The following is a 22,599-nucleotide window of genomic DNA, read 5'->3' as shown; positions in this document are numbered from 1 at the left end:
ACCGCTCACGCCGAGACCGTCCTCTTCTCGATTCGCTTCTCCTGCACGCCCGTATGCACCAGCCGCTGGACGAACACGCCCGGCAGATGGACCTGCGACGGATCGAGCTCACCGGGCTGGACGAGCCGCTCGACCTGCACGATCGTCGTCCGCCCGGCCATCGCGGCGAGCGGATTGAAGTTCAGCGCGGTCTTGTCGAAGACGAGATTGCCCAGGGTGTCACCGATTTCGGCGTGCACGAGCGCGAAGTCGGCGACGATCGACTCCTCCAGCACATAGCTGCGGCCGCGGAACTCGCGGGTCTCCTTGGGCGGCGAGGCGATCGCCACCGAGCCGTCGGAGTGGTAGCGCCACGGTAGCCCGCCCTCGGACACCGGCGTGCCGACACCGGCCGGGGTGAAGAACGCCGGAATCCCGGCGCCACCGGCGCGCAGCCGCTCGGCGAGGGTGCCCTGCGGGGTGAGCTCCACCTCCAACTCGCCCGCGAGGTACTGCCTCGCGAACTCCTTGTTCTCCCCGACATACGACGCGGTGACGCGACGAATCCGCCCGGCCGACAACAGGATTCCCAAACCCCAGTCGTCGACGCCGCAGTTGTTGGAGAACACCTCTAGCCCGGACACCCCGCGATCGGACAGCGCGCCGATCAATTCGTTCGGAATGCCGCACAGGCCGAATCCGCCGACGGCGAGCGAGGCCTCGTCGGGGATGTCCGCGACGGCCTCGGCCGCCGAATCGTATATCTTCACCGCCACTGGGTACCGCACCTTTCGTCCACTGAATGGACGTCGCACTTCTACCCCGGTAGTGAACATTGTGCTGCATCGACCTGGAAAGTACTTCGAGCGAAGTGCTCGATATCCGGCCGGATGGGCACCCACGCGTTCATTGAATGAACACATCCGCCTATGCTGGCGGTATGCCCCGATCGACGCAGGAGAGTTCGCACGTGGTCGAGCGCGCGGCGCGCCTGCTGCGCGCCATCAGCGCGTACCGCGCCGACGGCGCGTCCACCACCGAACTGGCGAATACGACCGGCCTGGCGCGTCCCACGGCGCACCGACTGCTGGTCTCCCTGGCCGAACAGGGCCTCGCCGATCGGGATGCGAAGACCGGACGCTGGTCGCTCGGACCCGAGCTGTATCTGCTCGGCGCGGTGGCCACGAACCGATACGACATCACCGACCAGGCCCGCGACATCGTCGATCAGCTCTCCCGGCTCACCGGCGAGAGCGCCTTCCTGTCCGCCCATCGAGGCGACGAGACCGTCTGCATCCTGTGCCGCGAGGGCAGCTTTCCGCTGCGGTCACACGTCCTGCACGAAGGTAAACGCTTCCCACTGGGCGTGGCCTCGGCGGGCCTGGCCATTCTCAGTCATCTCCCGGCCCGGGAGATCGACGACTATCTCCGGGACACGGACCTCGCGCCGGAGTGGGGTGAGGTTCATTCGGAAGAGCAAGTGCGCCAGCGGATCCGGACAACGCTCGCGGACGGTTACGCGGTGAATCCCGGACTGATCGTCGAGGGCAGCTGGGGTATGGGGGCCGCGGTCTTCGACCGGAACGACCGGCCCGCGTGGGCCCTGAGCCTCACCGGAGTCGAGACCCGTTTCCGGGAACCGAGACGAACCGAGCTGGGTACGCTGCTACTCGAGCATGCCCATCGACTCTCGGTTCGGCTCAAATCCCTGTGACCAGCCCTCACACGGTGTGCCGGTCACCCGCCCGGCGCACGATCTGCTCCGCGTGCCGGAACACCGGAGCGTCGACCATCTTCCCCTCGAAACTGAAGACACCGCGCTCGTTTCCAGCGGCAGCGAGAACCCTTCGGGCCCAGTCGAATTCCTCGTCGGTAGGTGCGTACGCCGCGCGGACCACCGCCACCTGACTCGGGTGGATCGAGACCTTCACATCGAATCCGACGGCGACCGCGTCGTCGGCTTCGGCACGCAGCCCGTCGAGATTCTTGATATCGAGGAATACGCCATCGAGCGCCAGCTTGCCGTACGCCTTCGCGGCCACCAGACACGTCGAACGCAGATGAACGGCGACATCCCGGTACGTTCCATCCGCACGGCGACTCGCCGTGCCGCCGAGACCGGCGACCAGATCCTCCGCACCCCACATCACGGCCAACGTATTGGCCGCCCGCGCGGATTCCGCGACCGTCACCACACCGAGCGGCGACTCGACCAGCGCGATCACCTCCAGCGGCGCTAGTGAGGAAACCTGTTCCGCCGACTCGCATTTGGGCAGCATCACGCGTGTGTACCGCGTCTCGCGCAAGGCCTCCAGATCCAGGCGCTGATCCTCGGTGCCGTGCGCGTTGACGCGCACCACGGTCCGCTCCGGATCGAGCGGGGTGTCCACCACCGCCCGCCGCGCCGCCGCCCGGTCCGCCGCCGCGACACCGTCCTCGAGATCCAGGATCACCACGTCGGCGGCGGCCGCCGCCTTCGCGAACCGCTCGGGCCGATCGGCCGGGCAGAACAACCACGCCGGACCCGCCGGGGTCCAGGACACATCCGTCGAAACCATCTCACTGCCCTTCCGGCCGTTTGCGCACCATCGTCTTGCGGACCGCGGTCGCGACGACGTCACCGTGCTGATTGCGAGCCGTATGGGCGAAGGTGACGATGCCCTCCCCCGGACGGCTCTTCGACTCACGCTTGTCGATGATCTCGGTCTCCGCGTACATGGTGTCGCCGTGGAACAGCGGCTTGGGGAACGCGATCTCCGAGAATCCGAGATTGCCGACGATGGTGCCCTGCGTCAGCTGCGCCACCGAGAGGCCGACGAGCGTGGAGAGGGTGAACATCGAATTCACCAGGCGCGCGTTGAACGGCGGCAGGTCGTCGGCGAACGCGGCGTCCAGGTGCAGCGCCTGGGTGTTCATCGTCAACGTGGTGAACAGGACGTTGTCCGCCTCGGTGACAGTGCGTCCCGGGCGATGCTCGTACACCACGCCGGTCTCGAACTCCTCGAACCACAACCCGCGCTGCACGATTCGACGCGGCTGCCCCGCCGATTGCTCACTCACGATTCCACCTCACTGACGCTCGGGTCCGCCGCGCGCGAGCCGCACAGTGCCGATAGTCCGCTCCGCTGCGCTCCACTCACGACTCCACCTCGCCAACGTTCGACTCCGCCACACGCAGGCCGCGCAGTGCCGATGGTCCGCTGCCCTCCACACACGACTCCACCTCGCCGACACTCGGGCCCGCCGCGCGCGAGCCGCACAGTGCCGTGGTCCACTCCACTCACAGTCCCGCCTCCCGCGCGATCAGCATCAGCTGCACCTCGGTGGTGCCCTCGCCGATCTCCAGGATCTTCGAGTCCCGGTAGTGCCGCGCCACCGCGTATTCGTTCATGAAGCCGTAGCCGCCGAAGATCTGCGTCGCGTCCCGGGCGTTGTCCATCGCCGCCTCGCTCGCCGCCAGCTTCGCGATCGACGCCTGCTTCTTGAACGGCTTGCCCGACAACATCAATGCCGCCGCGTCGTAGTAGGCGGTGCGGGCGGTGTGCGCGCGGGCCTCCATCCGCGCGATCTTGAACGCGATCGCCTGATTCGCGCCGATCGGGCGGCCGAACGCCTCGCGCTCCTTGGCGTACCGCACGGATTCGTCGACGCATCCCTGTGCCGCGCCCACGGACAACGCCGCGATCGCGATGCGGCCCTCGTCCAGGATCCGCAGGAAGTTCGCGTAGCCGCGCCCGCGCTCACCGAGCAGATTCTCGCGCGGCACCCGGACGTCGTCGAAGCTGAGCGGGTGGGTGTCCGAGGCGTGCCAGCCGACCTTGTCGTAGGCCGGTTCGGCGGTGAATCCGGGCGTGGAGGCGGGCACCAGGATCGTCGAGATCTCCTTTTTGCCACCGTCTTTCACGCCCGTCACCGCGGTCACGGTGACCAGCTTGGTGATATCGGTACCCGAGTTGGTGATGAACTGCTTGCTGCCGTTGATCACCCAGTCCGCGCCGTCCTCGGTGGCGGTGGTGCGCGTGCCACCGGCATCGCTGCCCGCGCCGGGCTCGGTCAAACCGAAGGCGGCCAAGGACTTTCCGCTCGTCAGCTGCGGCAGCCACTCCTGCTTCTGTGCCTCGGTGCCGAAGCGGTACACCGGCATCGCGCCGAGCGATACGCCCGCCTCGAGGGTGATCGCGACGGACTGGTCTGCCTTGGCGAGTTCCTCGAGCGCGAGGCACAGCGCGAAGTAGTCCCCGCCCTGCCCGCCGTACTCCTCCGGGAACGGCAGGCCGAACAGGCCGAGTTCGGCCATGCCCGCGATCACCTCGTAGGGGAAGGTGTGGTTGCGGTCGTGCTCGGCGGCGACCGGCGCGACCACCGACCGGGTGAAGTCGCGGACCGTCTTCGCCAGCTGGGCGTACTCGTCCGGCAGCGCCCCGGTGGATAGATAGTCGGTCATTTCTCGTCGTCCTTCTCGCTCTGTTCGTTGGGAATCACCCGGGCCAGCAACTGGTCCACCTTGACCTGGTCGCCGGTGGAGACATGGATCTCGACGGTGCCGTCGACGGGTGCGGTCAGCGCGTGTTCCATCTTCATCGCCTCGACGACCACGACGGTCGTGCCCGCGCTGACGACGGTTCCGGACTCGACGCCCACCGCGATGACCGAGCCGGGCATCGGGCTGGTCAGCTCCGCCTCCCCGGCGTGCGCGTCGCCCGTACGGACATTCTCCTCCGCGACCTCGCGGATCGTCACGACCCCCGAAGACGTTGCCAGCCAGAGGTTTTCACCCTGCACGGCGACGCGGTACACCTCGCCCAGGCCACCGATCGTCACCCGCAGCTCGGGCCCGGCCAGCGACGCCGTCAGGGATCGGGGCTCGCCGTCATCGAGCGTGACGACCGCCGCGCCGGGACTGCCGGTGACGCCGACATGCACGACGCGACCGGACGTCGCGAGCCGGAACGTGGTCGGCTGCGCACCGCCCACCCGCCACCCGGTCGGCACCTCCCAGGGGTCGGCGGCGTCGGCGGGCCACAGGCTCAGCCAGCGGAACACCCCGGCGGCGATGATCTGCTCGTCCGAGGGCTCGGCCGCGACGAAATCCGCCACCCGCCGGTCCAGCAGCCCGGTATCGAGCTGACCGGCCACGACGTCGGGATCCGCGAGCAGGAAACGCGCGAACTCGATATTGGTGACGACCCCGAGCACCGCCGTCTCGGCCAGCGCCCGATCCAGCCCGCGCAGCGCCGCCGCGCGGTCCGAGCCGTGCGCGATCACCTTCGCCAGCATCGGGTCGTAGTCGCTTCCGACGACCGTCCCCACGCGCAGACCGGAATCGACGCGAACCCCCGCACCCGTCGGCTCGACGAGATCCACGACCGTCCCACCGGTGGGCAGGAAGCCGCGCGCCGGATCCTCCGCGTAGACGCGCGCCTCGATCGCGTGCCCGGTCATCGTGATCCGGTCCTGGGCGATGGTCAGCTTCTCACCGGCCGCGACACGCACCTGCCATTCCACCAGATCCAGGCCGGTGACCAGCTCGGTGACCGGGTGCTCGACCTGGAGACGGGTGTTCATCTCCATGAAGAAGAACTCGTCAGGACGATCCGCGGACACGATGAACTCCACCGTCCCCGCGCCCGCGTAGTCGACACTGCGCGCGGTATCGCAGGCCGCCGCGCCGATCCTGGCTCGCGTCGCCTCGTCCAGCAGCGGTGAGGGCGCTTCCTCGATCACCTTCTGATGCCGCCGCTGCAGGCTGCACTCGCGCTCGCCCAGATGGATCACGTTGCCGTGGGTATCGGCGAGGATCTGCACCTCGATATGCCTGGGCCGCAACACGAATCGCTCCAGGAACAACGTGTCGTCGCCGAACGCGGACGCCGCCTCCCGCCGCGCGCTGACCAGCGCGGCCGGGAGCTCGGCCGGATCTTCGACCATCCGCATCCCCTTGCCGCCGCCGCCCGCGGACGGCTTGACCAGCACCGGATATCCGATATCGGTGGCGGCCGCGATCAGGTCGGCGTCGGTCAGTCCCGGTTTCGCGATGCCGGGCACCACCGGCACGTCGAACGCCGCGACGGCGTTCTTCGCGGTGATCTTGTCCCCCATCACCTCGATCGCGCGCGCGGACGGGCCGAGGAACACGATCCCCGCCGCCTCCAGCGCCGCGGCGAAACTCGCGTTCTCGGAAAGGAACCCGTAACCCGGATGCACCGCCTGCGCACCCGTCCGGCGCGCGGCGTCCACCACCTTGCCGATATCGAGGTAGCTCTCCCGCGCCGCGGCGGGACCTAGCAGCACCGCGACGTCCGCCTCGCGCACGTGCCGCGCATCCGCGTCCGCTTCGCTGTACACCGCGACCGAGCGAATGCCCATCGCCCGCAGGGTCCGGATGACCCGCACCGCGATCTCACCCCGATTGGCCACCAGCACTGTGTGGAAGATGCGGGTTTCGCCATCAGCCGTTGTCATCCCGCTCACCGTCATGTCGTCACCTCGGTCCGATCGGCCACGGGCACGTCGCGGAACGGCCGAGTCTCGTCATCCGCGGTTGTTGTCGCCATCTGCTCACCGTCATCTCGTCACATCCGCCCACTCTGGCCACCGGGACGGTAGGGAACAGGCGAACCTCGCCGTAATAGTCATCCGATTCACGGTCACATCCGGAAGACGCCGTAGGAGACCGGCTCGATCGGGGCGTTCGCGCACACCGAAAGTGCCAGTCCGAGAACCGTTCTGGTGTCGGCGGGGTCGATGATCCCGTCGTCCCACAGTCGCGCCGTCGAGTAGTACGGGTTGCCCTGGGCCTCGTACTGCTCTCGGATCGGGGCCTTGAACGCCTCCTCGTCCTGCGCCGACCACGGTTTGCCCGAGGAGTCGAGCTGCTCGCTGCGCACCGTCGCCAGGACCGAGGCCGCCTGCTCGCCGCCCATCACCGAGATCCGGGCGTTGGGCCACATCCACAGGAAACGCGGCGAGTAGGCCCGCCCGCACATCGAGTAGTTGCCCGCGCCGTACGAACCGCCGATGACCACCGTCAGCTTCGGCACCCGCGCGCACGCGACCGCGGTGACCATCTTCGCGCCGTGCTTGGCGATCCCGCCCGCCTCGTACTCGCGCCCGACCATGAATCCGGTGATGTTCTGCAGGAACAACAGCGGAACGCTGCGCTTGTCGCACAGCTCGATGAAGTGCGCGCCCTTCATGGCCGACTCACCGAACAGCACGCCGTTGTTCGCGACGATGCCGACCGGATGCCCGTGAATGCGAGCGAAACCGGTGACCAGCGTCTTGCCGTACTCGGCCTTGAACTCCTGGAAGCTCGAACCGCCGTCCGCGTCACCGCGATCGACCACCCGGTCGATCACCTCGTGCACATCGTACGGTGTGCGCGAATCGGTGGGCACCACGTCGTACAACTCGGCCGGGTCCGCGACCGGATCCAGCGCGGGGGCCACCTCCCACGGCCGCGCCGCGCGCGGTCCCAGCGTGGCCACGATGTTCCGCACGATCCGCAGCGCGTCCCGATCGTCGGCGGCCAGGTGATCGGTCACGCCGGAGACCTTCGAATGCAGATCGCCGCCGCCGAGTTCCTCCGCCGTGACCACCTCGCCGGTGGCCGCCTTCACCAGAGGCGGGCCGCCTAGGAAGATCGTGCCCTGATTGCGCACGATCACCGCCTCGTCGCTCATCGCCGGGACGTACGCGCCGCCCGCGGTGCACGAGCCCATCACCGAGGCGATCTGGGCGATGCCCTTGGCGCTCATCGTGGCCTGGTTGTAGAAGATCCGGCCGAAATGCTCCCGGTCCGGGAACACCTCGTCCTGGCGCGGCAGGAACGCTCCGCCCGAGTCCACCAGGTAGATGCACGGCAGGTTGTTCTGCAACGCCACTTCCTGCGCGCGCAGATGCTTCTTCACGGTGATCGGGTAGTAGGTGCCGCCCTTGACCGTCGCGTCGTTCGCGACGATCACGCATTCCCGTCCCGACACGCGCCCGATGCCGGAGATCATCCCCGCACCCGGGCACTGGTCGTCGTACAGGCCGTTGGCCGCCAGGGGCGAGAGCTCGAGGAACGGGCTTCCGGGGTCGAGCAGCGAGTTCACCCGGTCCCGCGGCAGCAGCTTGCCGCGGTCCAGATGACGTTGGCGCGCCTTCTCACCGCCGCCGAGTGCGGCCACTCGCAGATATTCGCGCAGTTCCGCCACCAGCCGCTCGTGTTCGGCCCTGTTGCCGTCCCGGTCCAAACCCATCTCGCCGCCCGTCGTATTCCGGCCGTCCGTGGCCGTCGAGTCGATTCGGTTAATCCTCGATCACCGAAATTCAAGATAACTGTGATTAACTGAGTTGTCCACACCACCTGCGCGGAGAGGAGATTCGCTCGTGATGCCCGACCGTGCGCCGATCGACGAGCCGAGGCCCACCCGGCGCAGCCAGGCCAAGGCCGACCGGCGGCGGCAGCTGCTGGAGGCGGCCGCGCGCCTGATCGCCGAACGCGGATACGCCGGGGTCCGGCTCGAGGATCTCGGCTCGGCCGTCGGCATCAGCGGCCCCGCGGTCTACCGGCACTTCCCCAACAAGGAGGCGGTGCTGGTCGAATTGCTCGTCGGGATCAGCGCGCGCCTGTTCGAGGGCGGCACCGACGTCGTCGTCTCGGCCGCCGACCCCGGCACGGCTCTGGCGGGCCTGATCGAATTCCATCTCGACTTCGCCCTCGGCGAGTCCGATCTGATCCGCATCCAGGACCGCGACCTGGGATCGCTCCCCGACGCGGCCCGCCGCCAGGTGCGCCGGTACCAGCGCCGCTACGTCGAACTGTGGGTGCAGGTGCTGCGCGAAACCGATCCGGATCTGTCCGAGACCGAGGCGCGCACCAAGGCGCACGCCACCTTCGGACTGATCAATTCCACGCGGCACAGCATGGGCCGCACGTCGCCGACGCTCACCCGCGACGTGCTGCGGCGGATGACCGTCGCCTCGCTCGCCCCCGGCGTATGAACCCGCCCCTCCCCGCCACCGGTAACACGTATCCGTACCCGAATCGGACATCCGCCCTTTACGATGAGGCGGCTCGTCGAGAACAGACCCAGAGGTGATCGTGGCCGCACCGACCGACCGGGCCCCGACAGCGGGACGCCCCCGTATGCCCGGGATCGAGGACGCGGTTGTCAAGGCCACTATCCACCGGCTCGTCGAGGACGGCTACCGCGGCATGACGCTGGCCAGGATCGCCGCGGACGCGGGCACCACCCGGCCGACGGTGTATCTGCGCTGGGAGACCAAACAGGCACTGGTCGTGGACGCCGTGCGCCGCACACTGGAACGCAAGGTTCCGGAGATGCCGCGCGCCTGGCACGACCTGCCCGCGAAGGAACGGCTGGTCCGCGTGCTCGAGCTACTGCACCAACGCGACGAGCCCGAACGGGGCCTGCTGCACGCCACAATCCTGGCCGAGAGTCACCGCCTGCCCGAATTGGGCGAATTGCTGCGGGAGTACCTGCTCGACCCCCCGGTCCGGGAGATCACCGATCTGCTCGAGACGATGCGGGCACGCGGAGAGGTCCGGGCCGACCTGGACTGCGCGCACGCCGCGAAGATGCTGTACGGGATGCAACTGGTCGATCACTTCGAGACGGGTGGCACTTCCCTCGAAATCGACAGGGACAGTGTCGAATTCCTCTGGCCGCTGATCGGCCGGCCGACCGGCGAGGGCACCGCGCCGTAGCCGCGCGGGCCCGGCGTCCCGGCGACGTCGGGGCAACCAGAGTTCCCACTCGCACGCCCGATCAACGCGCATCGTAGTGAGCGGAGTCTCACAGTCGTTCGCCGTGCTAATTACATTACTTGACAGTACAGTCAAGCAATAGGTTCTGGGGTCCGGTGAGTCCGAGCAGGGGCAGGACGGTTCCCTCCCTCCCAGGGCCGTATTGGACCGATATCCGCAGCTCGTTACGGAAGCTGGTGATGGCGTGAGTAAGAAGGATCAGCAAGACCCCCAGGACAGGGCAGCTCGGCTCGAGGCCGAACTCAGAGCGTCCGACCGTGAGTTCCGAGAGGCATTACCGCTGGATGCGGTCACCGCGGCCGCGCGCGAACCCGGCCTCGGCCTGGCCCGGACCATCGAACGGATCATGACCGGCTACTCAGATCGGCCCGCGGTCGCGCAGCGCCGGACCGAACTGGTCCGTGACCCCGAAACCGGCAGGGCCACAACACGTTTGCTGCCGGAATTCACGACCAGAACCTACGGCGAAGTATGGGATCGGGCGCGCGCGGTCGCGACCGGCTGGTCCGCACAGGGCATCCGCCCCGGCGAGTTCATCGCCACCATCGGTTTCACCAGCGCCGAATACCTGACGCTGGATCTGGCCACCACCTACCTCGGCGCGGTCGCGGTGCCGCTGCAGCCCAGCTCCGTGGTGCCCCAGTTGCAGGCGATCGTCGACGAGACCGCGCCGAAGGTGCTCGCGACGAGCCTGGCCTACCTCGACAAGGCGCTCGAACTGGCCCTGGCCTCGCCCGCGAAGCCGCGGGTCCTGGTCTTCGACGTCGATCCCGAAGTGGACGACGACCGCGAAGCGCTGGCGGCTGCCACCGAGCGACTGACCGCCACCGGCCAGTCCATCGACACCGTGAACGAGATCGCCACCGCCGCAACGGATCTGCCGACCGTGCCGCTGTTCGACCCCGAGCCCGGCGAGAGCCCGCTCACCCTGCTGATCTACACCTCCGGCAGCACCGGAGCCCCCAAGGGCGCGATGTACCAGGAACATCTCGTCCGTGGACACTGGACCGGCGAGGCGATGGGCACGCGGGAATTCCCCTCGATCACGGTCAACTACATGCCGATGAGCCATCTGATGGGCCGGGCATCGATCATGGGCGCGTTCAGCCGCGGCGGGATCAACTACTTCACCGCACGCGCGGACCTGTCGACCCTCTTCGAGGACATCGCACTCGCGCGCCCGACCGAACTGGCCGCGGTGCCGCGCATCTTCGACATGCTCTTCCAGATGTACCAGAGCGAATTGCACACGCGCAGTGGCGAATTCGATGACAGTGAGCAGCTCGACGCGGCCGTGAAGGCGGATCTGCGCGACCGGGTGCTGGGCGGGCGGGTGCTACACGGGCTCGTGGGCAGTGCGCCGATCTCCGCGGAACTCAAGGCGTTCGCCCAGTCGTGCCTCGCCGTGCCGCTGGTCGAGGGTTACGGCTCGACCGAATCCGGCATCGTGGTGATGGACGACAAGGTGATCCGCCCGCCGGTGATCGACTACAAGCTCGCCGACGTCCCCGAACTCGGCTATTTCAACACCGACCGGCCGTACCCGCGCGGCGAACTGCTGATCAAGACCGAGAACATCTTCCCCGGCTACTACAATCGCCCCGACGTGACGGCCTCGATGTTCGACGCGGACGGGTACTACATGACCGGGGACATCATGGCCGAGACCGGCCCGGACGAGCTGCGCTACGTCGACCGGCGCAACAATGTGCAGAAGCTCTCGCAGGGCGAGTTCGTAGCGCTGTCCAAGGTGGAGTCGGTGTTCAACACCAATCCGTCGATCCAGCAGATCTATCCGTACGGCAACAGCGAACGACCGTACCTGCTGGCGGTGATCGTGCCGACCGAGCAGGCGCTCGAAGACGCCGGCAGCGTGGAGGCGCTCGAGCCGATCCTGGCGGAGGCGCTGCAGCGGACCGCGAAGGAAGCCGGGCTCGAACCCTACGAGATCCCGCGCGACTTCCTGATCGAGACCGAACCGTTCAGCATGGCCAACGGCCTGCTCTCCGATATCCGCAAGCTGCTGCGTCCCCGGTTGCGCGAACGTTACGGCGACCGGCTCGAACAGCTCTACACCGAACTCGCACAGAGTGAGGCCGCGGAACTGCAGGCGCTGCGGACGAACGGCAGGGACCAGCCGATATTCGAGACCGTCGCGCGCGCGACCCGGGCGATGCTCGGCTGCTCGGACGCCGAGACCCGTCCCGACGCGCATTTCACCGATCTGGGCGGCGATTCGCTCTCGGCGCTGTCGTTCTCGAATCTGCTCGGGGAGATCTTCGAGGTCGAGGTTCCGGTCAGCGTCGCGATCAGCCCGGCGAACGACCTGCGCGCGATCGCGGATTACATTGCCGCGCAACTGGATCAGACCGGCAACCTGCCGACCTTCAGCTCGGTGCACGGCGTCGGCGCGACCGAGATCAAGGCGAGCGATCTGCGCCTGGACAAGTTCATCGACCGCGACATCCTCGCGGCCGCAGAGCAGTTGCCCGCCCCGCAGCACACCGAGCCCCGAACCGTATTCCTCACCGGCGCAACGGGATACCTCGGCCGTTTCATGTGCATCGACTGGCTCGAACGGCTCTCCGAACGCGGCGGCAAACTGATCTGCATCGTGCGCGGCAGCGATGACGCGGCGGCGCGCAAACGGCTCGACGACACCTTCGACACCGGTGACGCCGAACTTCTGGCCCACTACCGCAAACTCGCCGAAAAGCACCTCGAGGTACTCGCGGGTGATCTCGGCGCGCCGCGGCTGGGACTGGACGAGGGCACGTGGAACCGCCTCACCGCGGAAGTCGACGTGGTCATGCATCCGGGCGCACTGGTCAACCACGTGCTGCCCTACGACCAGATGTTCGGACCGAACGTCTTCGGCACCGCCGAGCTGATCCGGCTGGCGATCACCACCCGGCTCAAGTCGTTCACCAATGTCTCGACCCTCGGCGTCGCCGACCAGATGGCGCCGGGAACGTTCGACGAGACCACGGACATCCGGAAGCTGAGTTCGGTGCGGCGCGTGCACGACGGCTACGCCAACGGATACGCGATGAGCAAATGGGCCGGAGAGGTCCTGCTCCGGGAGGCGCACGACGCGTTCGGCCTGCCGGTGACGGTGTTCCGGTCCGATATGATCCTGGCCCACAGCACCTACACCGGCCAGCTCAACGTGCCCGACATGTTCACCCGGCTGATGCTCACGCTGGTGGCCACCGGCCTGGCGCCGAAGTCCTTCTACACCCTGCAGGAGGACGGCACCCGCCCCCGCGCGCACTACGACGGGCTGCCGGTCGATTTCAGCGCCGAGGCGGTGGACACACTGGGCGTCCAGCACCCGGACGGCTACCGCACCTACCACCTGTTCAACCCGCACGACGACGGTATTTCGCTGGACACCTACGTCGACTGGCTCATCGACGCGGGCTACGCCATCAAGCGGGTGGACGACTACGCCGACTGGCTGTCCCGTTTCGAGACGGCGATCAAGGCGCTGCCGGAGAAGCAGCGCCGGCACTCGCTCCTGCCGCTGCTGCACTCCTACGAGAAGCCGCAGGCCCCGGTGTCCGGCGAAGTCGCACCGACGGACGAGTTCCGGCGTGCGGTCGCCGAGACCGGAGTCGGCGGCCGGCACGAAATCCCGCAGGTCACTCCCGGTCTGATCGTCAAGTACATCGACGACCTGCACCAACTCGACCTGCTGTGAACCGTTCCGGGGCGGGGACACCTCGTCAGCCCCGCCCCGGGGGCCGAACAGTTATCGAAGTTGCCCGGCGACGACCTCCAATTCGATGCCGGTACCGCGGCGGACGGTGTTGTAGATCGGGCAGGTCTCGGTGAATCTCGCGGCCAGCGTCTCGGCAACCGATGCGCCGACTCCCTGTATTCGCACGGTGATTCGCGTGTGGTCGTAGCGGGTCGGATCCGCCACCCCGCGCGTGTGGGTTGCGCTGACCTGGATGCCGGTCACCGGATATCCGGCTTCGGTGGCGGTGGATTCGATATTCGCCATCGCACAGGAGACCAGCGAAGCGAGAAACAATTCTCCGGCCTGGATCGATTCGCCCGGTCCGAAACGGGAATCGGTGAGGAGATGGTTGGTGCGGGCGTCCAGGACGAACCGGCCGGGAACGCCCGAAATGGTGTGGCCCGAGACCGTTACGGTGTTGTCCGATCGTGCTTCGCTCATGACGCCACCCGCCGGGACACCGGTGCGCGATGCTCCCACTCCCCCGCTCCCGGACGGTCCAAGCCGAGATTCTCGCGCAACGTACGTCCCTCGTACTCGGTGCGAAACAGCTTGCGCCGCTGCAGTTCCGGCACCACCTGACGGGTGAATTCCTCGAATCCGCCCGGCTGATAAGGCACCTGCACGGTGAAACCGTCGCACGCGCCGCCGGTGAACCATTCCTCGAGGCCGTCGGCCACCTCGGCGGCGGTCCCGACGAATCCGCCCTCGACCCGGCCGCCGTACTGTTTGCCGAGTTCGCGCAGGGTCAGCCCGTCCCGTTCGGTGATCTCGCGAACCTCGCGGTAGTGCCCCTCCACACCGGGCACCTCCACCTCCGGCAGCCGCTCGTCCAGCGGGAACGTCGACAGGTCGACGTCGAGATGGTAAGCGAGCGTGGACAATCCGCCCAGCGGCGGCACCATGTCGTAGATTTCGTCATGCAACCGGCGGGCGTTCTCGGTGGTGGTGCCGATGATCGGCGTGATGGACGGCAGGATCTTGATCTGTCCGGGATCACGTCCGTGCGCTGCCGCGCGTTCCTTGATCTCGGTGTAGAAGGCCCGCGCGGATTCCAGCGAGGCGTGGCTGCAGAAGATGACGTCCGACCAGCGGGCCGCGAAATCCTTTCCCTTCGCCGAGGCGCCCGCCTGGATCAGCACGGGATAGCCCTGCGGCGGGCGCGGCACGTTGAGCGGGCCACGCACGGTGAAGAATTCGCCGTCGTGGTCGATCTCGTGCACCTTTCCCGGATCGGCGAACAACGGTTCCGCCGCGTCGAGAACCAGGGCGTCCTCGTCCCAGCTGTCCCACAGCTTTCCGGCCACCTCCAGGAATTCGTCGGCCCGCTCGTAACGCAGTTCGCGCGGAAACTGGCTGTCCCGGTTGAAATTTCGCGCCTCCGCCTCTTGGAAGGAGGTGACGATGTTCCAGGCCGCGCGCCCGCCGCTGAGATGATCCAGGGTGGCGAACGAACGCGCCACCGTGTACGGCTGCGCATAGGTGGTCGACACCGTGGCGGCCAAGCCCAGCCGGTTCGTGACCGCGCTCATCGACGAGAGCACGTGCAGGGGATCCAGGCGCAGCGAGCCCAGCGCCCCGTTGCGGAGTTGGCTGTCGGTACTCCCGCCGAATCGGTCCGGCACCGACAGGATGTCGGCGAAGAAGGCCAGATCGAAACGTCCGGCCTCGAGGGTGCGGGCGATGTTCTGGTAGTAGTCGGCATTCAGCCATCCCGGCACCGAGGACGGGTGCCGCCAGCCACCGGGTCGGCCGGGCCCGGCGGTGACGAAGGCGGCGAGATGCATCTGTGGAATCGACATGGTTACGGTCGCAATCTATTTCGTGAGTTCCTGGTCGATGACGCGCTTGATCGAGTCGAACCGCGAGTTCTGCAGCCAGCTGGTCACATCGACCCGGTCCGGGTAGACGCCGAGGCGATGGAAGTTGTCGGCGAGATCCTGGGTGCCCGCGATCGCGTCGTGGCCGACCGTGCCGAAAGAGCCCGCACCGGAGTACGACAGCCGTCGGCTCACGATCAGGTCCTGATACACCTGCGCCTCCAGCGCGCTGTTGCCGAATCCGCCCAGACGCGTGAATGCGCCGACCGCACGCTGCGGATCGCTCTCGATCCAGCGTTGCGCGTCGCGCACGTTCCGCACCAGTGTCGCGGCCTGCTGCGGATGGTTGTTCGCGAACGACTCGCTCGCCACGAAGAAGGCGTAGTCGTAGGTGCGCACATCGGGCAGCGTCGCCGCATTGTGTTTGCGGCGAGCCAATTCCGCGGTGGGCTGCCAGGTGATCCAGGCGTCGACCTTGCCCTGCGCGAACGCGGCCTCGGCGTCGGCCGCGGTCAGATTCGCGTACTGGATGTCGGAGATCGTGAGTCCGGCGCTGTCCAGATATTTGATCAGGCTGTAGGTTCCGGTGGTGCCGCGCTGGTCGGCGACGCGGCGGCCCTTCAGATCCGCGGCCGACCGGATCGGCGAGCCCTGCGGAACCAGGATGTCGACCTCGTTGGCCGGCAGCGGATACGCGACCAGCGGGACGATCGGCACCCCGCCGCCGATGGCGTAGATGACGGCGGTGGCGGTCGCGAAGGAGAAGTCGACGCTGTGCGCCTTGATCGCCTCCATCACCGGCAGTGAGGCCGGGAATCCGGTGGGCCACTCGATCGGCACGCCGAGTTCGGCGCTCGGGTCGACACCGCTGAGCTTGTTGCGCAGCACGGTGCCCGGTTCGGCGCGGCCGTCGCCGATCAACGCGTAACGCACCTTGGTCAGCGGTCCGCTGTCCGATGTGGTCGTGCCGCATCCGGCGGCCGCGAGGGCGGACAGGCCCAGCAGCCCGGCCCCGGCGGCGACGAAGCCGCGTCTGTTCAGCGTGCGCGGGGGTGATGACATGGGAAACCTTCCGTTCATGGAGTCAGGGCTGCAGTGCCTGGTCGGCGGCGAGCAGCGCGTCGAGGAGATCGGCTTTGCGGGCGGCCAGTTCGATATCGCCCGGTGAGCGGGGGCGGGCCTGGTCGATGCGGATATCGCGGACGATGCCGGCGCCGGTCAGCAGCAGCACGCGGTCGGACAGCAGCAGGCCCTCCTCGACGTCGTGGGTGACCAGCACTACCGTGCGCGGATGTTCGGCCAGCAGTCGTTCGAGCAGCCGCTGCATGGTGACGCGGGTGATCGCGTCCAACGCGCCGAAGGGCTCGTCGAGCAGCAGCACGTCGGGCCGGTGCAGCAGGGCCCTGGCCAGGGCGACGCGCTGGCGCTGGCCACCGGACAGTTCCCGCGGCCAGTCCCGCTCGCGCCCGGCCAGACCCACCGCGCGCAGCAGTTCCACGGCGCGGTCGCGTCGGCCTCGCACACCCAGCTGGACGTTGTCGAGCACCGAACGCCAGGGCAGCAGCCGATCCTCCTGAAACATCATGCGCGAGAGCACTTCCGCGCCGCCGGTCGAGCGCACCCGGCCCGCGGTGGGTTGTTCGATGCCCGCCAGCAGCCGCAACAGCGTCGATTTCCCGACTCCGCTGGGTCCCAGGATCGTCACGAACTCCCCGGGTTCGATGGTGAGGTCGATCCCGTCGAGGATCTGCTGACCCCGATAGCGGTGGCCGACGCCGGACAGTTCCAGCCCGCCACCGGCACGCGTCCGGCTCATCGGCGATTTCCCTTGCGGTAGTTGATATTCCAGCGCAGCACGCGCCACTCGATCAGCCGGACCAGCTGATCGGCGATCAGTCCGGCCAGTGCGTAGAGCACGATCGCCAGCACGATGCGGTCGTTGCGCAGCAGGTCGCGGCCGTTCTGGGCGAGATAGCCGATGCCGTCGCTGCTGGCGATCGTCTCGCCCACGACCAGGGTCAGCCAGGCGACGCCGAGGGCGTACCGGATGCCGGTGAGAATCATCGGCATGGCTCCGGGGATGACGATCTCGCGCAGCAGACCCGGGTACCCGAGCCCGTAGGAACGGCCGAGTTGCACGAGTTTCGGGTCGACCGAACGGATTCCGGAGACCGTGTTCAGGTAGACCGGGAACACGACGCCGAGGGCCACCAGTACGACCTTGGGCAACTCACCGATGCCGAACGCGGCGATCAGCAGCGGCACCACCGCCAGATGCGGTACCGCGCGCAGCATCTGCACGCTGCGGTCGATCAGCGCCTCGGCGACTCGCGACAGGCCCACCAGGAACCCCAGGACCAGGCCCACAGCGGCGCCGATGCCGAATCCGATCGCCACCCGGCGAACGCTGGCGCCCAGGTAGCGCGGCAATTCGCCGGTGCCCCAGAGGTTTTCGGCGGTATCGAGCACCTTGCTCGGCGGCGGCAGAATCTCGGCCGAGACGATCCCGGTGGAGGCGGTCCACTGCCAGACGACGATCAGCAGCACCGGGACCGTCCAGGGCAGCAGCGCGGTGAACGGTATCCGGCGGCGGGCGGGCGCGGTGCTGCGCCGCGGCGGCGCGACCGGGGTGATCAGGGTGTCAGACACGGTGCCGAGACCTCGGCGACCGGGTGGGAACGTACATGGCTCTCCTCGCAGAACAACGTGTGCGAGCAAGACACTGTCACCATCGGACACAGATGCCGCCATTTGTATACAGCAGGATTCAAACTCTTTGCACGGTGCGGCGCGCCCTGGTAGTCGTTGGAAGGCAGCAGGAGAGGGAGTCGAAAGGGAGTGGGGCCGATGGGCAACGAGTCGTCGTCGCCGTACAAGCAACTGCGCGACCGCATCACCGGGCAGACCTATCCCCCGGGCACGATGCTGATCCCGGCGACGGTCGGCGCGGAGCTCGGCGTGTCCAGGACACCGGTGCGCGAGGCGCTGCACCGCCTCGAATACGAGGGACTGGTGGTGCAGGCCCCGCGCGGCTACCGGGTCCGCGAACGCACCGGCGAGGAGTTGCTCGAGATCTGCGACGCGCGCATCGCGCTGGAATCGGCCGTCGCCTTCTCCGCGGCGACCCGCCGCTCGGAAATCGATCTGGCACGCCTGACGCGTATGTTCGAAACCGCCGTCGCCGCAAGCGATCCCGAGACGAGCCTGCGCCTGCACAGCGACTGGCACCACGCGCTGCGCGCCGCGGCGCACAACCGGACCATCGAGGAACTCATGGATCGGCTCGATGCGCAGATGCGGGTCTACGAGACCGAACGTTCCCAGTCACCGGACAATCTGGCGCAGATCGAGAAGGAGCATCGCGACATCCTGAACGCGGTCCTGGACGGCGACGCCGAAACCGCCCGCACCGCGATGATCGCCCATCAGGTCCGCACACGTGACATCCGCATCGCCGCGGCGGCAGCACGCGGGGCGTGACCGAATCCCCGCCGCGATGACGACGGACGACTCGGTTGGGACAGCACGGGATTGCGCAGACCTACGACCGGGCCGGAATCACTCCGCACTCACCAGGTCACGGACACTCGGTTGCCCGGCGCGACGCAGGATGACGTACGAGTAGACCACACCGCCGATCAGGACTGCGGCCAGGACCGCCGACACCGCGTAGGTGCCCAGTGCGAGTCCGCCTTCGCTCCGCGGTTTGGACAGGTAGTTGCCCGCGGTGGCGCCGAGCGGGCGGGTCAGGATGAACGCGATCCAGAACAGCACCACTCCGGAGATGCGGGTGAAGTAGTGCGCAGCCAGGATCACCGCCATCACCAGCGCGATCACCAGCGCGGCACGCCAGAAACCGAGGCCGGTCTCGTCGGCGAGGTAATCCCCCGTCGTGGTGCCCAGCGTATTGGACAGCAGGATCGCGGCCCAGTACAGCAGCTCGCCGCGGAACGTGGTGACCCTGGTGACGTCGTAGCTCAGGCCGGTCGCCTTCCACACCGCGAACACCAGCGCGAGCCCGGCGATCAGCACCAGCGCGCCGCCCGCGTAGCCGAGCCCGCCCGCCGTGTCGGTTCCCGAGCCGGGTCCCCTGGTCAGCAGATCGGCCATCGTGGTGCCCGCCGTACTGGTCGCCGCGATCACCAGCCAGTACAGCCCGGGGTGAAACCGCCGAACCCGCAACTGAACCAGCAGTGCCACAAGGAAAATCGCGAACAGCACCACCGACGCGGCGACGTATCCCAGATGCAGTGTCTGCGAGAGCATGTCGCCGCCGGTCTCGCCCAATGTGGTCGCGGCGATCTTCAGCACCCAGAACAGCGCGGTGATCTGCGGAAGCTTGTATTCACTCGACGAGGCGCGGCCGGGGGCCTCCCGCTCCCCCGCACCGCCGTGTCCGGAACTACCCGATGCGTAATCCATGACGCGCACCCTGCCGTGCCTCCGCTGTGGAGACGCTGAGACGCACGTGAACGTCGGGTGATCCGTCTATGGCGCCACATTTCGCCCCGTCGGCATCCCGGCTTCGACCAGCGTTGTGCCGCAGTCACATTCAAGCGCTGATTCCCGCGGTCAGCAATGTGGCGAGTTCCCGGTACGCGTCGGCGTGATCGAGTCCGGTGCGGTCTCGCACGCCGCCCTGCTGGATCCGGACCATCATGGTGGCGGTGAGGTCCGCGGCGAATGCCGCGTGGACACCGCGGAATTCGCCCGCGGTGACGCCCTCGTCGATCAACTCGCGCACGCGGTCGGCGGCGATGCGGGTATTGCGTTCGTAGATCTCGCGGGCGGGCGGGAAGGCGTCCAGATCGGTCATGAAGCGATCCGAGGCCGTGGACAGTTCCGCGCCCACCGCGGACAGGTACGCGACGATCCGCTGGCGCGCGCCGGTGATCGGCCGGACCCGGGCCTCGACCTCCTCGGTGGCGCGACGGAAGAAGTGTACGGTCGCGGCGCGGACCAGCTGTTCCTTACTGCCGGCGAGGGTGTAGAGCGTGGACTTCGAGCAGCGCAGCCGCGCGGCGATATCCCCGAGGGTCAGGTGCGCGAACCCCTCGGCCAGGAACAGGTCGACCAGGGCGTCGAACAGTTCTGTGCGCCGCTGCGTGGCGAACTCGGTCGGAGTCATATTCGCGATGATGCCATATCCGGAGCAGTACTGAAGTACTGCTTGCAGTACTGTGCGGTCTGACAGTACTGTGGCTCGTAACTCGGTACTGATACACGTACCCATTTCGTTCGAGTGGCAAGGGAGTTGTCCGTGGCCGTCGATCGTCTGCTGCCCACCGCCGAGGCGCATGATCTGATCCAGCTGACCCGCGATATCGCCGACAAGGTGCTCGCACCGATCGTCGACGCGCACGAGAAGGCCGAGACCTATCCCGACGGGGTCTTCGCAACGCTCGGTGAGGCCGGTCTGCTGAGCCTGCCGTATCCGTCCGAATGGGGTGGCGGCGATCAGCCGTACGAGGTGTATCTGCAGGTGCTCGAGGAGATCGCGGCCCGGTGGGCGGCCGTCGCGGTGGCGGTCAGCGTGCACAGCCTCTCCTGCCATCCCCTGATGGCGTTCGGCACCGACGACCAGAAACAGCGCTGGCTCCCGAATATGCTGGGCGGCAGCACGATCGGGGCCTACAGCCTGTCCGAACCACAGGCGGGTTCCGATGCCGCGGCACTGGCCTGCAGGGCCACCCCCACCCCGGACGGCTATCGGATCTCCGGCACCAAGGCGTGGATCACCCACGGCGGCGTCGCCGACTTCTACACCCTGTTCGCCCGCACCGGCGAAGGCTCACGCGGCATCTCGTGCTTCCTGGTCGACAAGCACACCCCGGGACTGATTTTCGGCAAGCCCGAGGAGAAGATGGGCCTGTCCGCGATCCCCACCACCACCGCCCACTACGACGACGCGATCATCGACTCCGCGCGACGCATCGGCGACGAGGGCCAGGGCCTCCAGATCGCTTTCAGTGCACTGGATTCCGGGCGTCTCGGCATCGCCGCGGTAGCCGTCGGCCTGGCCCAGGCCGCGCTCGACGAGGCCGTGGCCTACGCCAAGGAGCGAACGGCGTTCGGCCGCAAGATCATCGACCACCAGGGTCTGGGCTTCCTGCTCGCCGACATGGCCGCCGCCGTCGACTCCGCCCGCGCCACCTACCTCGACGCGGCCCGCCGCCGCGACGCCGGACTTCCGTACTCCCGCAACGCATCCGTCGCCAAACTCGTCGCCACCGACGCCGCCATGAAGGTCACCACCGACGCGGTCCAAGTGCTCGGCGGCTACGGCTACACCCGCGACTTCCGCGTCGAACGCTACATGCGCGAAGCCAAGATCACCCAGATCTTCGAGGGCACCAACCAGATCCAGCGCCTCGTCATCGCCCGCACCCTCGCCCAATCCTGACCGATCCGGCGAACATCCGTCCCGGTAGCCGACGATCGGCCCCGGGAACCCACCGCTGTGTACGACCTGGACGGCGCTCGTATACCGCTGCTGCACAACAGATCACGTGTCGGAGGAGTCCTCCGCCAGCGCCCGGACACGTCCCAGGACATCCGGGTAGCGCCGCAGGTGTGCGCCGCCGTTGAGATCGATCGTCGCGCCGGTCATCCACCGGGTCTGATCCGATGTGAGGAACACCGCCGCATCCGCGATCTCCTCGGGACGGCCGCTGCGGCCGAGCGGAGTGTTCTCCAGGTATTCCTCGCGCAGGCCCGGGACCAGCGCGATTCCGGCCACCAGTGGGGTGTCGACCAGGCCCGGGGAGATGGCGTTGACGCGGATTCCACGCTCGGCCAGTTCGAGGGCGGCGACCTCGATCAACATCAGCACACCGGCCTTCGCGGCGCAGTAGGCCGCCATGCCGGTACCGGGTTGGCGGCCGTTGAGCGAGGCGATACACACGATGCTGCCGCGGTCGGCGAGATGCCGTCCGGCATGTTTGACCACCAGGAAGGTGCCGGTCAGACAGACATCGATGGTCGTGCGCCAGCCGGACAGCTCGAGTTCGGTGATCGGACCGGGTACCGAGACGCCCGCGCAGTGCACGACCGCGTGCGCGCCCGCCGCCGCGGCGAACACCTCCGCGACCGAGTCCTCGTCGGTCACGTCCATCCGCGCGGAGGTGACCGCGTCGCCGAGTTCGTCCGCCAGCGCAGCGGCGGCGGCGTCATCGATATCGGCCACGACGACCCGATACCCGAGGGCGGCCAATGCCCGCACCGTGGCCGCGCCGATTCCCGATGCCCCGCCCGTCACGACGGCCGTGCGAGTCTCCGGC

At 67.9% G+C, this 22,599-nt stretch carries 20 protein-coding genes; 6 read left to right on the top strand and 14 right to left on the bottom strand.

All coding sequences use genetic code 11. The features are described 5' to 3' along the window. Positions 1-5: 5 nt before the first annotated feature. Positions 6-749, bottom strand: a complete 744-nt coding sequence (locus tag NM2_RS39810; RefSeq protein ID WP_439956970.1) for a CoA transferase subunit A — start codon at positions 747-749, stop codon at positions 6-8. A gap of 170 nt (positions 750-919) precedes the next feature. Here NM2_RS39810 and NM2_RS39805 point away from each other — a divergent pair, with 170 nt between their 5' ends. Next, the gene (locus tag NM2_RS39805; protein WP_067680900.1) at positions 920-1,693 is read left to right on the top strand and encodes an IclR family transcriptional regulator; all 774 of its coding nucleotides are present in this window, start codon (positions 920-922) and stop codon (positions 1,691-1,693) included. A 7-nt stretch (positions 1,694-1,700) separates the two neighbouring features. On the opposite strand, the gene NM2_RS39800 is transcribed toward NM2_RS39805, so the two are convergent. From NM2_RS39800 to NM2_RS39780, 5 genes are all read right to left on the bottom strand, one after another. Next, positions 1,701-2,522: an HpcH/HpaI aldolase/citrate lyase family protein gene (locus NM2_RS39800; RefSeq protein WP_067680897.1), complete on the bottom strand. Its 822-nt coding sequence runs from the start codon at positions 2,520-2,522 to the stop codon at positions 1,701-1,703. A gap of 16 nt (positions 2,523-2,538) precedes the next feature. Beyond that, on the bottom strand, positions 2,539-3,039 hold the full coding sequence (locus NM2_RS39795; RefSeq protein ID WP_067680796.1) for a MaoC family dehydratase: 501 nt from the start codon (positions 3,037-3,039) through the stop codon (positions 2,539-2,541). Positions 3,040-3,259: 220 nt separating this feature from the next. Continuing rightward, the gene (locus tag NM2_RS39790; RefSeq protein WP_067680794.1) at positions 3,260-4,423 is read right to left on the bottom strand and encodes an acyl-CoA dehydrogenase family protein; all 1,164 of its coding nucleotides are present in this window, start codon (positions 4,421-4,423) and stop codon (positions 3,260-3,262) included. Further along, the gene (locus NM2_RS39785; protein ID WP_067680892.1) at positions 4,420-6,441 is read right to left on the bottom strand and encodes an acetyl-CoA carboxylase biotin carboxylase subunit; all 2,022 of its coding nucleotides are present in this window, start codon (positions 6,439-6,441) and stop codon (positions 4,420-4,422) included. The genes NM2_RS39790 and NM2_RS39785 overlap by 4 nt, the downstream gene beginning before the upstream one ends. A 185-nt stretch (positions 6,442-6,626) precedes the next feature. After that, positions 6,627-8,222, bottom strand: coding sequence for a carboxyl transferase domain-containing protein (locus tag NM2_RS39780; RefSeq protein WP_067680792.1), 1,596 nt, complete (start codon positions 8,220-8,222; stop codon positions 6,627-6,629). A gap of 133 nt (positions 8,223-8,355) precedes the next feature. Here NM2_RS39780 and NM2_RS39775 point away from each other — a divergent pair, with 133 nt between their 5' ends. The 3 genes from NM2_RS39775 to car all read left to right on the top strand — a co-directional run bounded on the left by NM2_RS39775 (position 8,356) and on the right by car (position 13,457). After that, a complete protein-coding gene (locus tag NM2_RS39775) occupies positions 8,356-8,967 on the top strand; it encodes an SACE_7040 family transcriptional regulator (RefSeq protein WP_067680789.1) in 612 nt (203 codons plus the stop codon). A gap of 145 nt (positions 8,968-9,112) precedes the next feature. Then, positions 9,113-9,694: a TetR/AcrR family transcriptional regulator gene (locus NM2_RS39770; protein WP_067680782.1), complete on the top strand. Its 582-nt coding sequence runs from the start codon at positions 9,113-9,115 to the stop codon at positions 9,692-9,694. A gap of 244 nt (positions 9,695-9,938) precedes the next feature. Next, entirely contained in the window at positions 9,939-13,457 is a 3,519-nt protein-coding gene (car, locus tag NM2_RS39765) for a carboxylic acid reductase (protein WP_067680780.1), read from the top strand. 51 nt (positions 13,458-13,508) lie between these two features. Here the strand turns inward: car and NM2_RS39760 are convergent, their stop codons facing one another. From NM2_RS39760 to NM2_RS39740, 5 genes are read right to left on the bottom strand one after another with little or no spacing between them, the layout of a single operon-like run. Beyond that, a complete protein-coding gene (locus NM2_RS39760) occupies positions 13,509-13,940 on the bottom strand; it encodes an OsmC family protein (RefSeq protein WP_067680889.1) in 432 nt (143 codons plus the stop codon). Next, positions 13,937-15,301 carry an LLM class flavin-dependent oxidoreductase gene (locus NM2_RS39755; protein WP_067680775.1) on the bottom strand — a complete coding sequence of 455 codons (1,365 nt, stop codon included), beginning with the start codon at positions 15,299-15,301 and terminating at the stop codon, positions 13,937-13,939. The genes NM2_RS39760 and NM2_RS39755 overlap by 4 nt, the downstream gene beginning before the upstream one ends. A 15-nt stretch (positions 15,302-15,316) precedes the next feature. After that, complete coding sequence (locus tag NM2_RS39750) at positions 15,317-16,381, bottom strand: ABC transporter substrate-binding protein (RefSeq protein WP_245718450.1); 1,065 nt, start codon at positions 16,379-16,381, stop codon at positions 15,317-15,319. A 22-nt stretch (positions 16,382-16,403) separates the two neighbouring features. Then, positions 16,404-17,135, bottom strand: a complete 732-nt coding sequence (locus NM2_RS39745; protein WP_067680771.1) for an ABC transporter ATP-binding protein — start codon at positions 17,133-17,135, stop codon at positions 16,404-16,406. After that, the gene (locus NM2_RS39740; protein WP_245718449.1) at positions 17,132-17,968 is read right to left on the bottom strand and encodes an ABC transporter permease; all 837 of its coding nucleotides are present in this window, start codon (positions 17,966-17,968) and stop codon (positions 17,132-17,134) included. The genes NM2_RS39745 and NM2_RS39740 overlap by 4 nt, the downstream gene beginning before the upstream one ends. A 198-nt stretch (positions 17,969-18,166) precedes the next feature. On the opposite strand from NM2_RS39740, the gene NM2_RS39735 reads away from it, so the two are divergent. After that, positions 18,167-18,799, top strand: a complete 633-nt coding sequence (locus tag NM2_RS39735; RefSeq protein ID WP_067680769.1) for a GntR family transcriptional regulator — start codon at positions 18,167-18,169, stop codon at positions 18,797-18,799. A gap of 78 nt (positions 18,800-18,877) precedes the next feature. Here NM2_RS39735 and NM2_RS39730 read toward each other — a convergent pair whose 3' ends face one another. Beyond that, complete coding sequence (locus tag NM2_RS39730; protein WP_084532034.1) at positions 18,878-19,741, bottom strand: COG4705 family protein; 864 nt, start codon at positions 19,739-19,741, stop codon at positions 18,878-18,880. A gap of 130 nt (positions 19,742-19,871) precedes the next feature. Beyond that, the gene (locus NM2_RS39725) at positions 19,872-20,447 is read right to left on the bottom strand and encodes a TetR/AcrR family transcriptional regulator (protein WP_067680766.1); all 576 of its coding nucleotides are present in this window, start codon (positions 20,445-20,447) and stop codon (positions 19,872-19,874) included. A 132-nt stretch (positions 20,448-20,579) separates the two neighbouring features. Between NM2_RS39725 and NM2_RS39720 the strand changes: the two genes are divergently transcribed. Then, a complete protein-coding gene (locus NM2_RS39720; protein WP_067680763.1) occupies positions 20,580-21,722 on the top strand; it encodes an acyl-CoA dehydrogenase family protein in 1,143 nt (380 codons plus the stop codon). A 102-nt stretch (positions 21,723-21,824) separates the two neighbouring features. Here NM2_RS39720 and NM2_RS39715 read toward each other — a convergent pair whose 3' ends face one another. Beyond that, positions 21,825-22,577 carry an SDR family NAD(P)-dependent oxidoreductase gene (locus tag NM2_RS39715; RefSeq protein WP_067680881.1) on the bottom strand — a complete coding sequence of 251 codons (753 nt, stop codon included), beginning with the start codon at positions 22,575-22,577 and terminating at the stop codon, positions 21,825-21,827. Positions 22,578-22,599 lie beyond the last annotated feature (22 nt).

The sequence above is a fragment of the Nocardia miyunensis NBRC 108239 genome (assembly GCF_001613065.1).
Taxonomy (GTDB): domain Bacteria; phylum Actinomycetota; class Actinomycetes; order Mycobacteriales; family Mycobacteriaceae; genus Nocardia; species Nocardia miyunensis.
Note: the sequence above shows the minus strand (reverse complement) of the source record. Positions and strands in the feature narration are given on the sequence as shown.

Bases quoted from the DNA above. Each gene is read 5' to 3' on its own strand.
- NM2_RS39805 (WP_067680900.1), top strand. From the start codon at position 920: ATGCCCCGATCGACGCAGGAGAGTTCGCACGTGGTCGAGCGCGCGGCG.
- NM2_RS39790 (WP_067680794.1), bottom strand. From the start codon at position 4,423: ATGACCGACTATCTATCCACCGGGGCGCTGCCGGACGAGTACGCCCAG.
- NM2_RS39785 (WP_067680892.1), bottom strand. From the start codon at position 6,441: ATGACAACGGCTGATGGCGAAACCCGCATCTTCCACACAGTGCTGGTG.
- NM2_RS39780 (WP_067680792.1), bottom strand. From the start codon at position 8,222: ATGGGTTTGGACCGGGACGGCAACAGGGCCGAACACGAGCGGCTGGTG.
- NM2_RS39775 (WP_067680789.1), top strand. From the start codon at position 8,356: ATGCCCGACCGTGCGCCGATCGACGAGCCGAGGCCCACCCGGCGCAGC.
- NM2_RS39770 (WP_067680782.1), top strand. From the start codon at position 9,113: ATGCCCGGGATCGAGGACGCGGTTGTCAAGGCCACTATCCACCGGCTC.
- NM2_RS39760 (WP_067680889.1), bottom strand. From the start codon at position 13,940: ATGAGCGAAGCACGATCGGACAACACCGTAACGGTCTCGGGCCACACC.
- NM2_RS39755 (WP_067680775.1), bottom strand. From the start codon at position 15,301: ATGTCGATTCCACAGATGCATCTCGCCGCCTTCGTCACCGCCGGGCCC.
- NM2_RS39750 (WP_245718450.1), bottom strand. From the start codon at position 16,381: ATGTCATCACCCCCGCGCACGCTGAACAGACGCGGCTTCGTCGCCGCC.
- NM2_RS39745 (WP_067680771.1), bottom strand. From the start codon at position 17,135: ATGAGCCGGACGCGTGCCGGTGGCGGGCTGGAACTGTCCGGCGTCGGC.
- NM2_RS39735 (WP_067680769.1), top strand. From the start codon at position 18,167: ATGGGCAACGAGTCGTCGTCGCCGTACAAGCAACTGCGCGACCGCATC.
- NM2_RS39730 (WP_084532034.1), bottom strand. From the start codon at position 19,741: ATGGATTACGCATCGGGTAGTTCCGGACACGGCGGTGCGGGGGAGCGG.
- NM2_RS39725 (WP_067680766.1), bottom strand. From the start codon at position 20,447: ATGACTCCGACCGAGTTCGCCACGCAGCGGCGCACAGAACTGTTCGAC.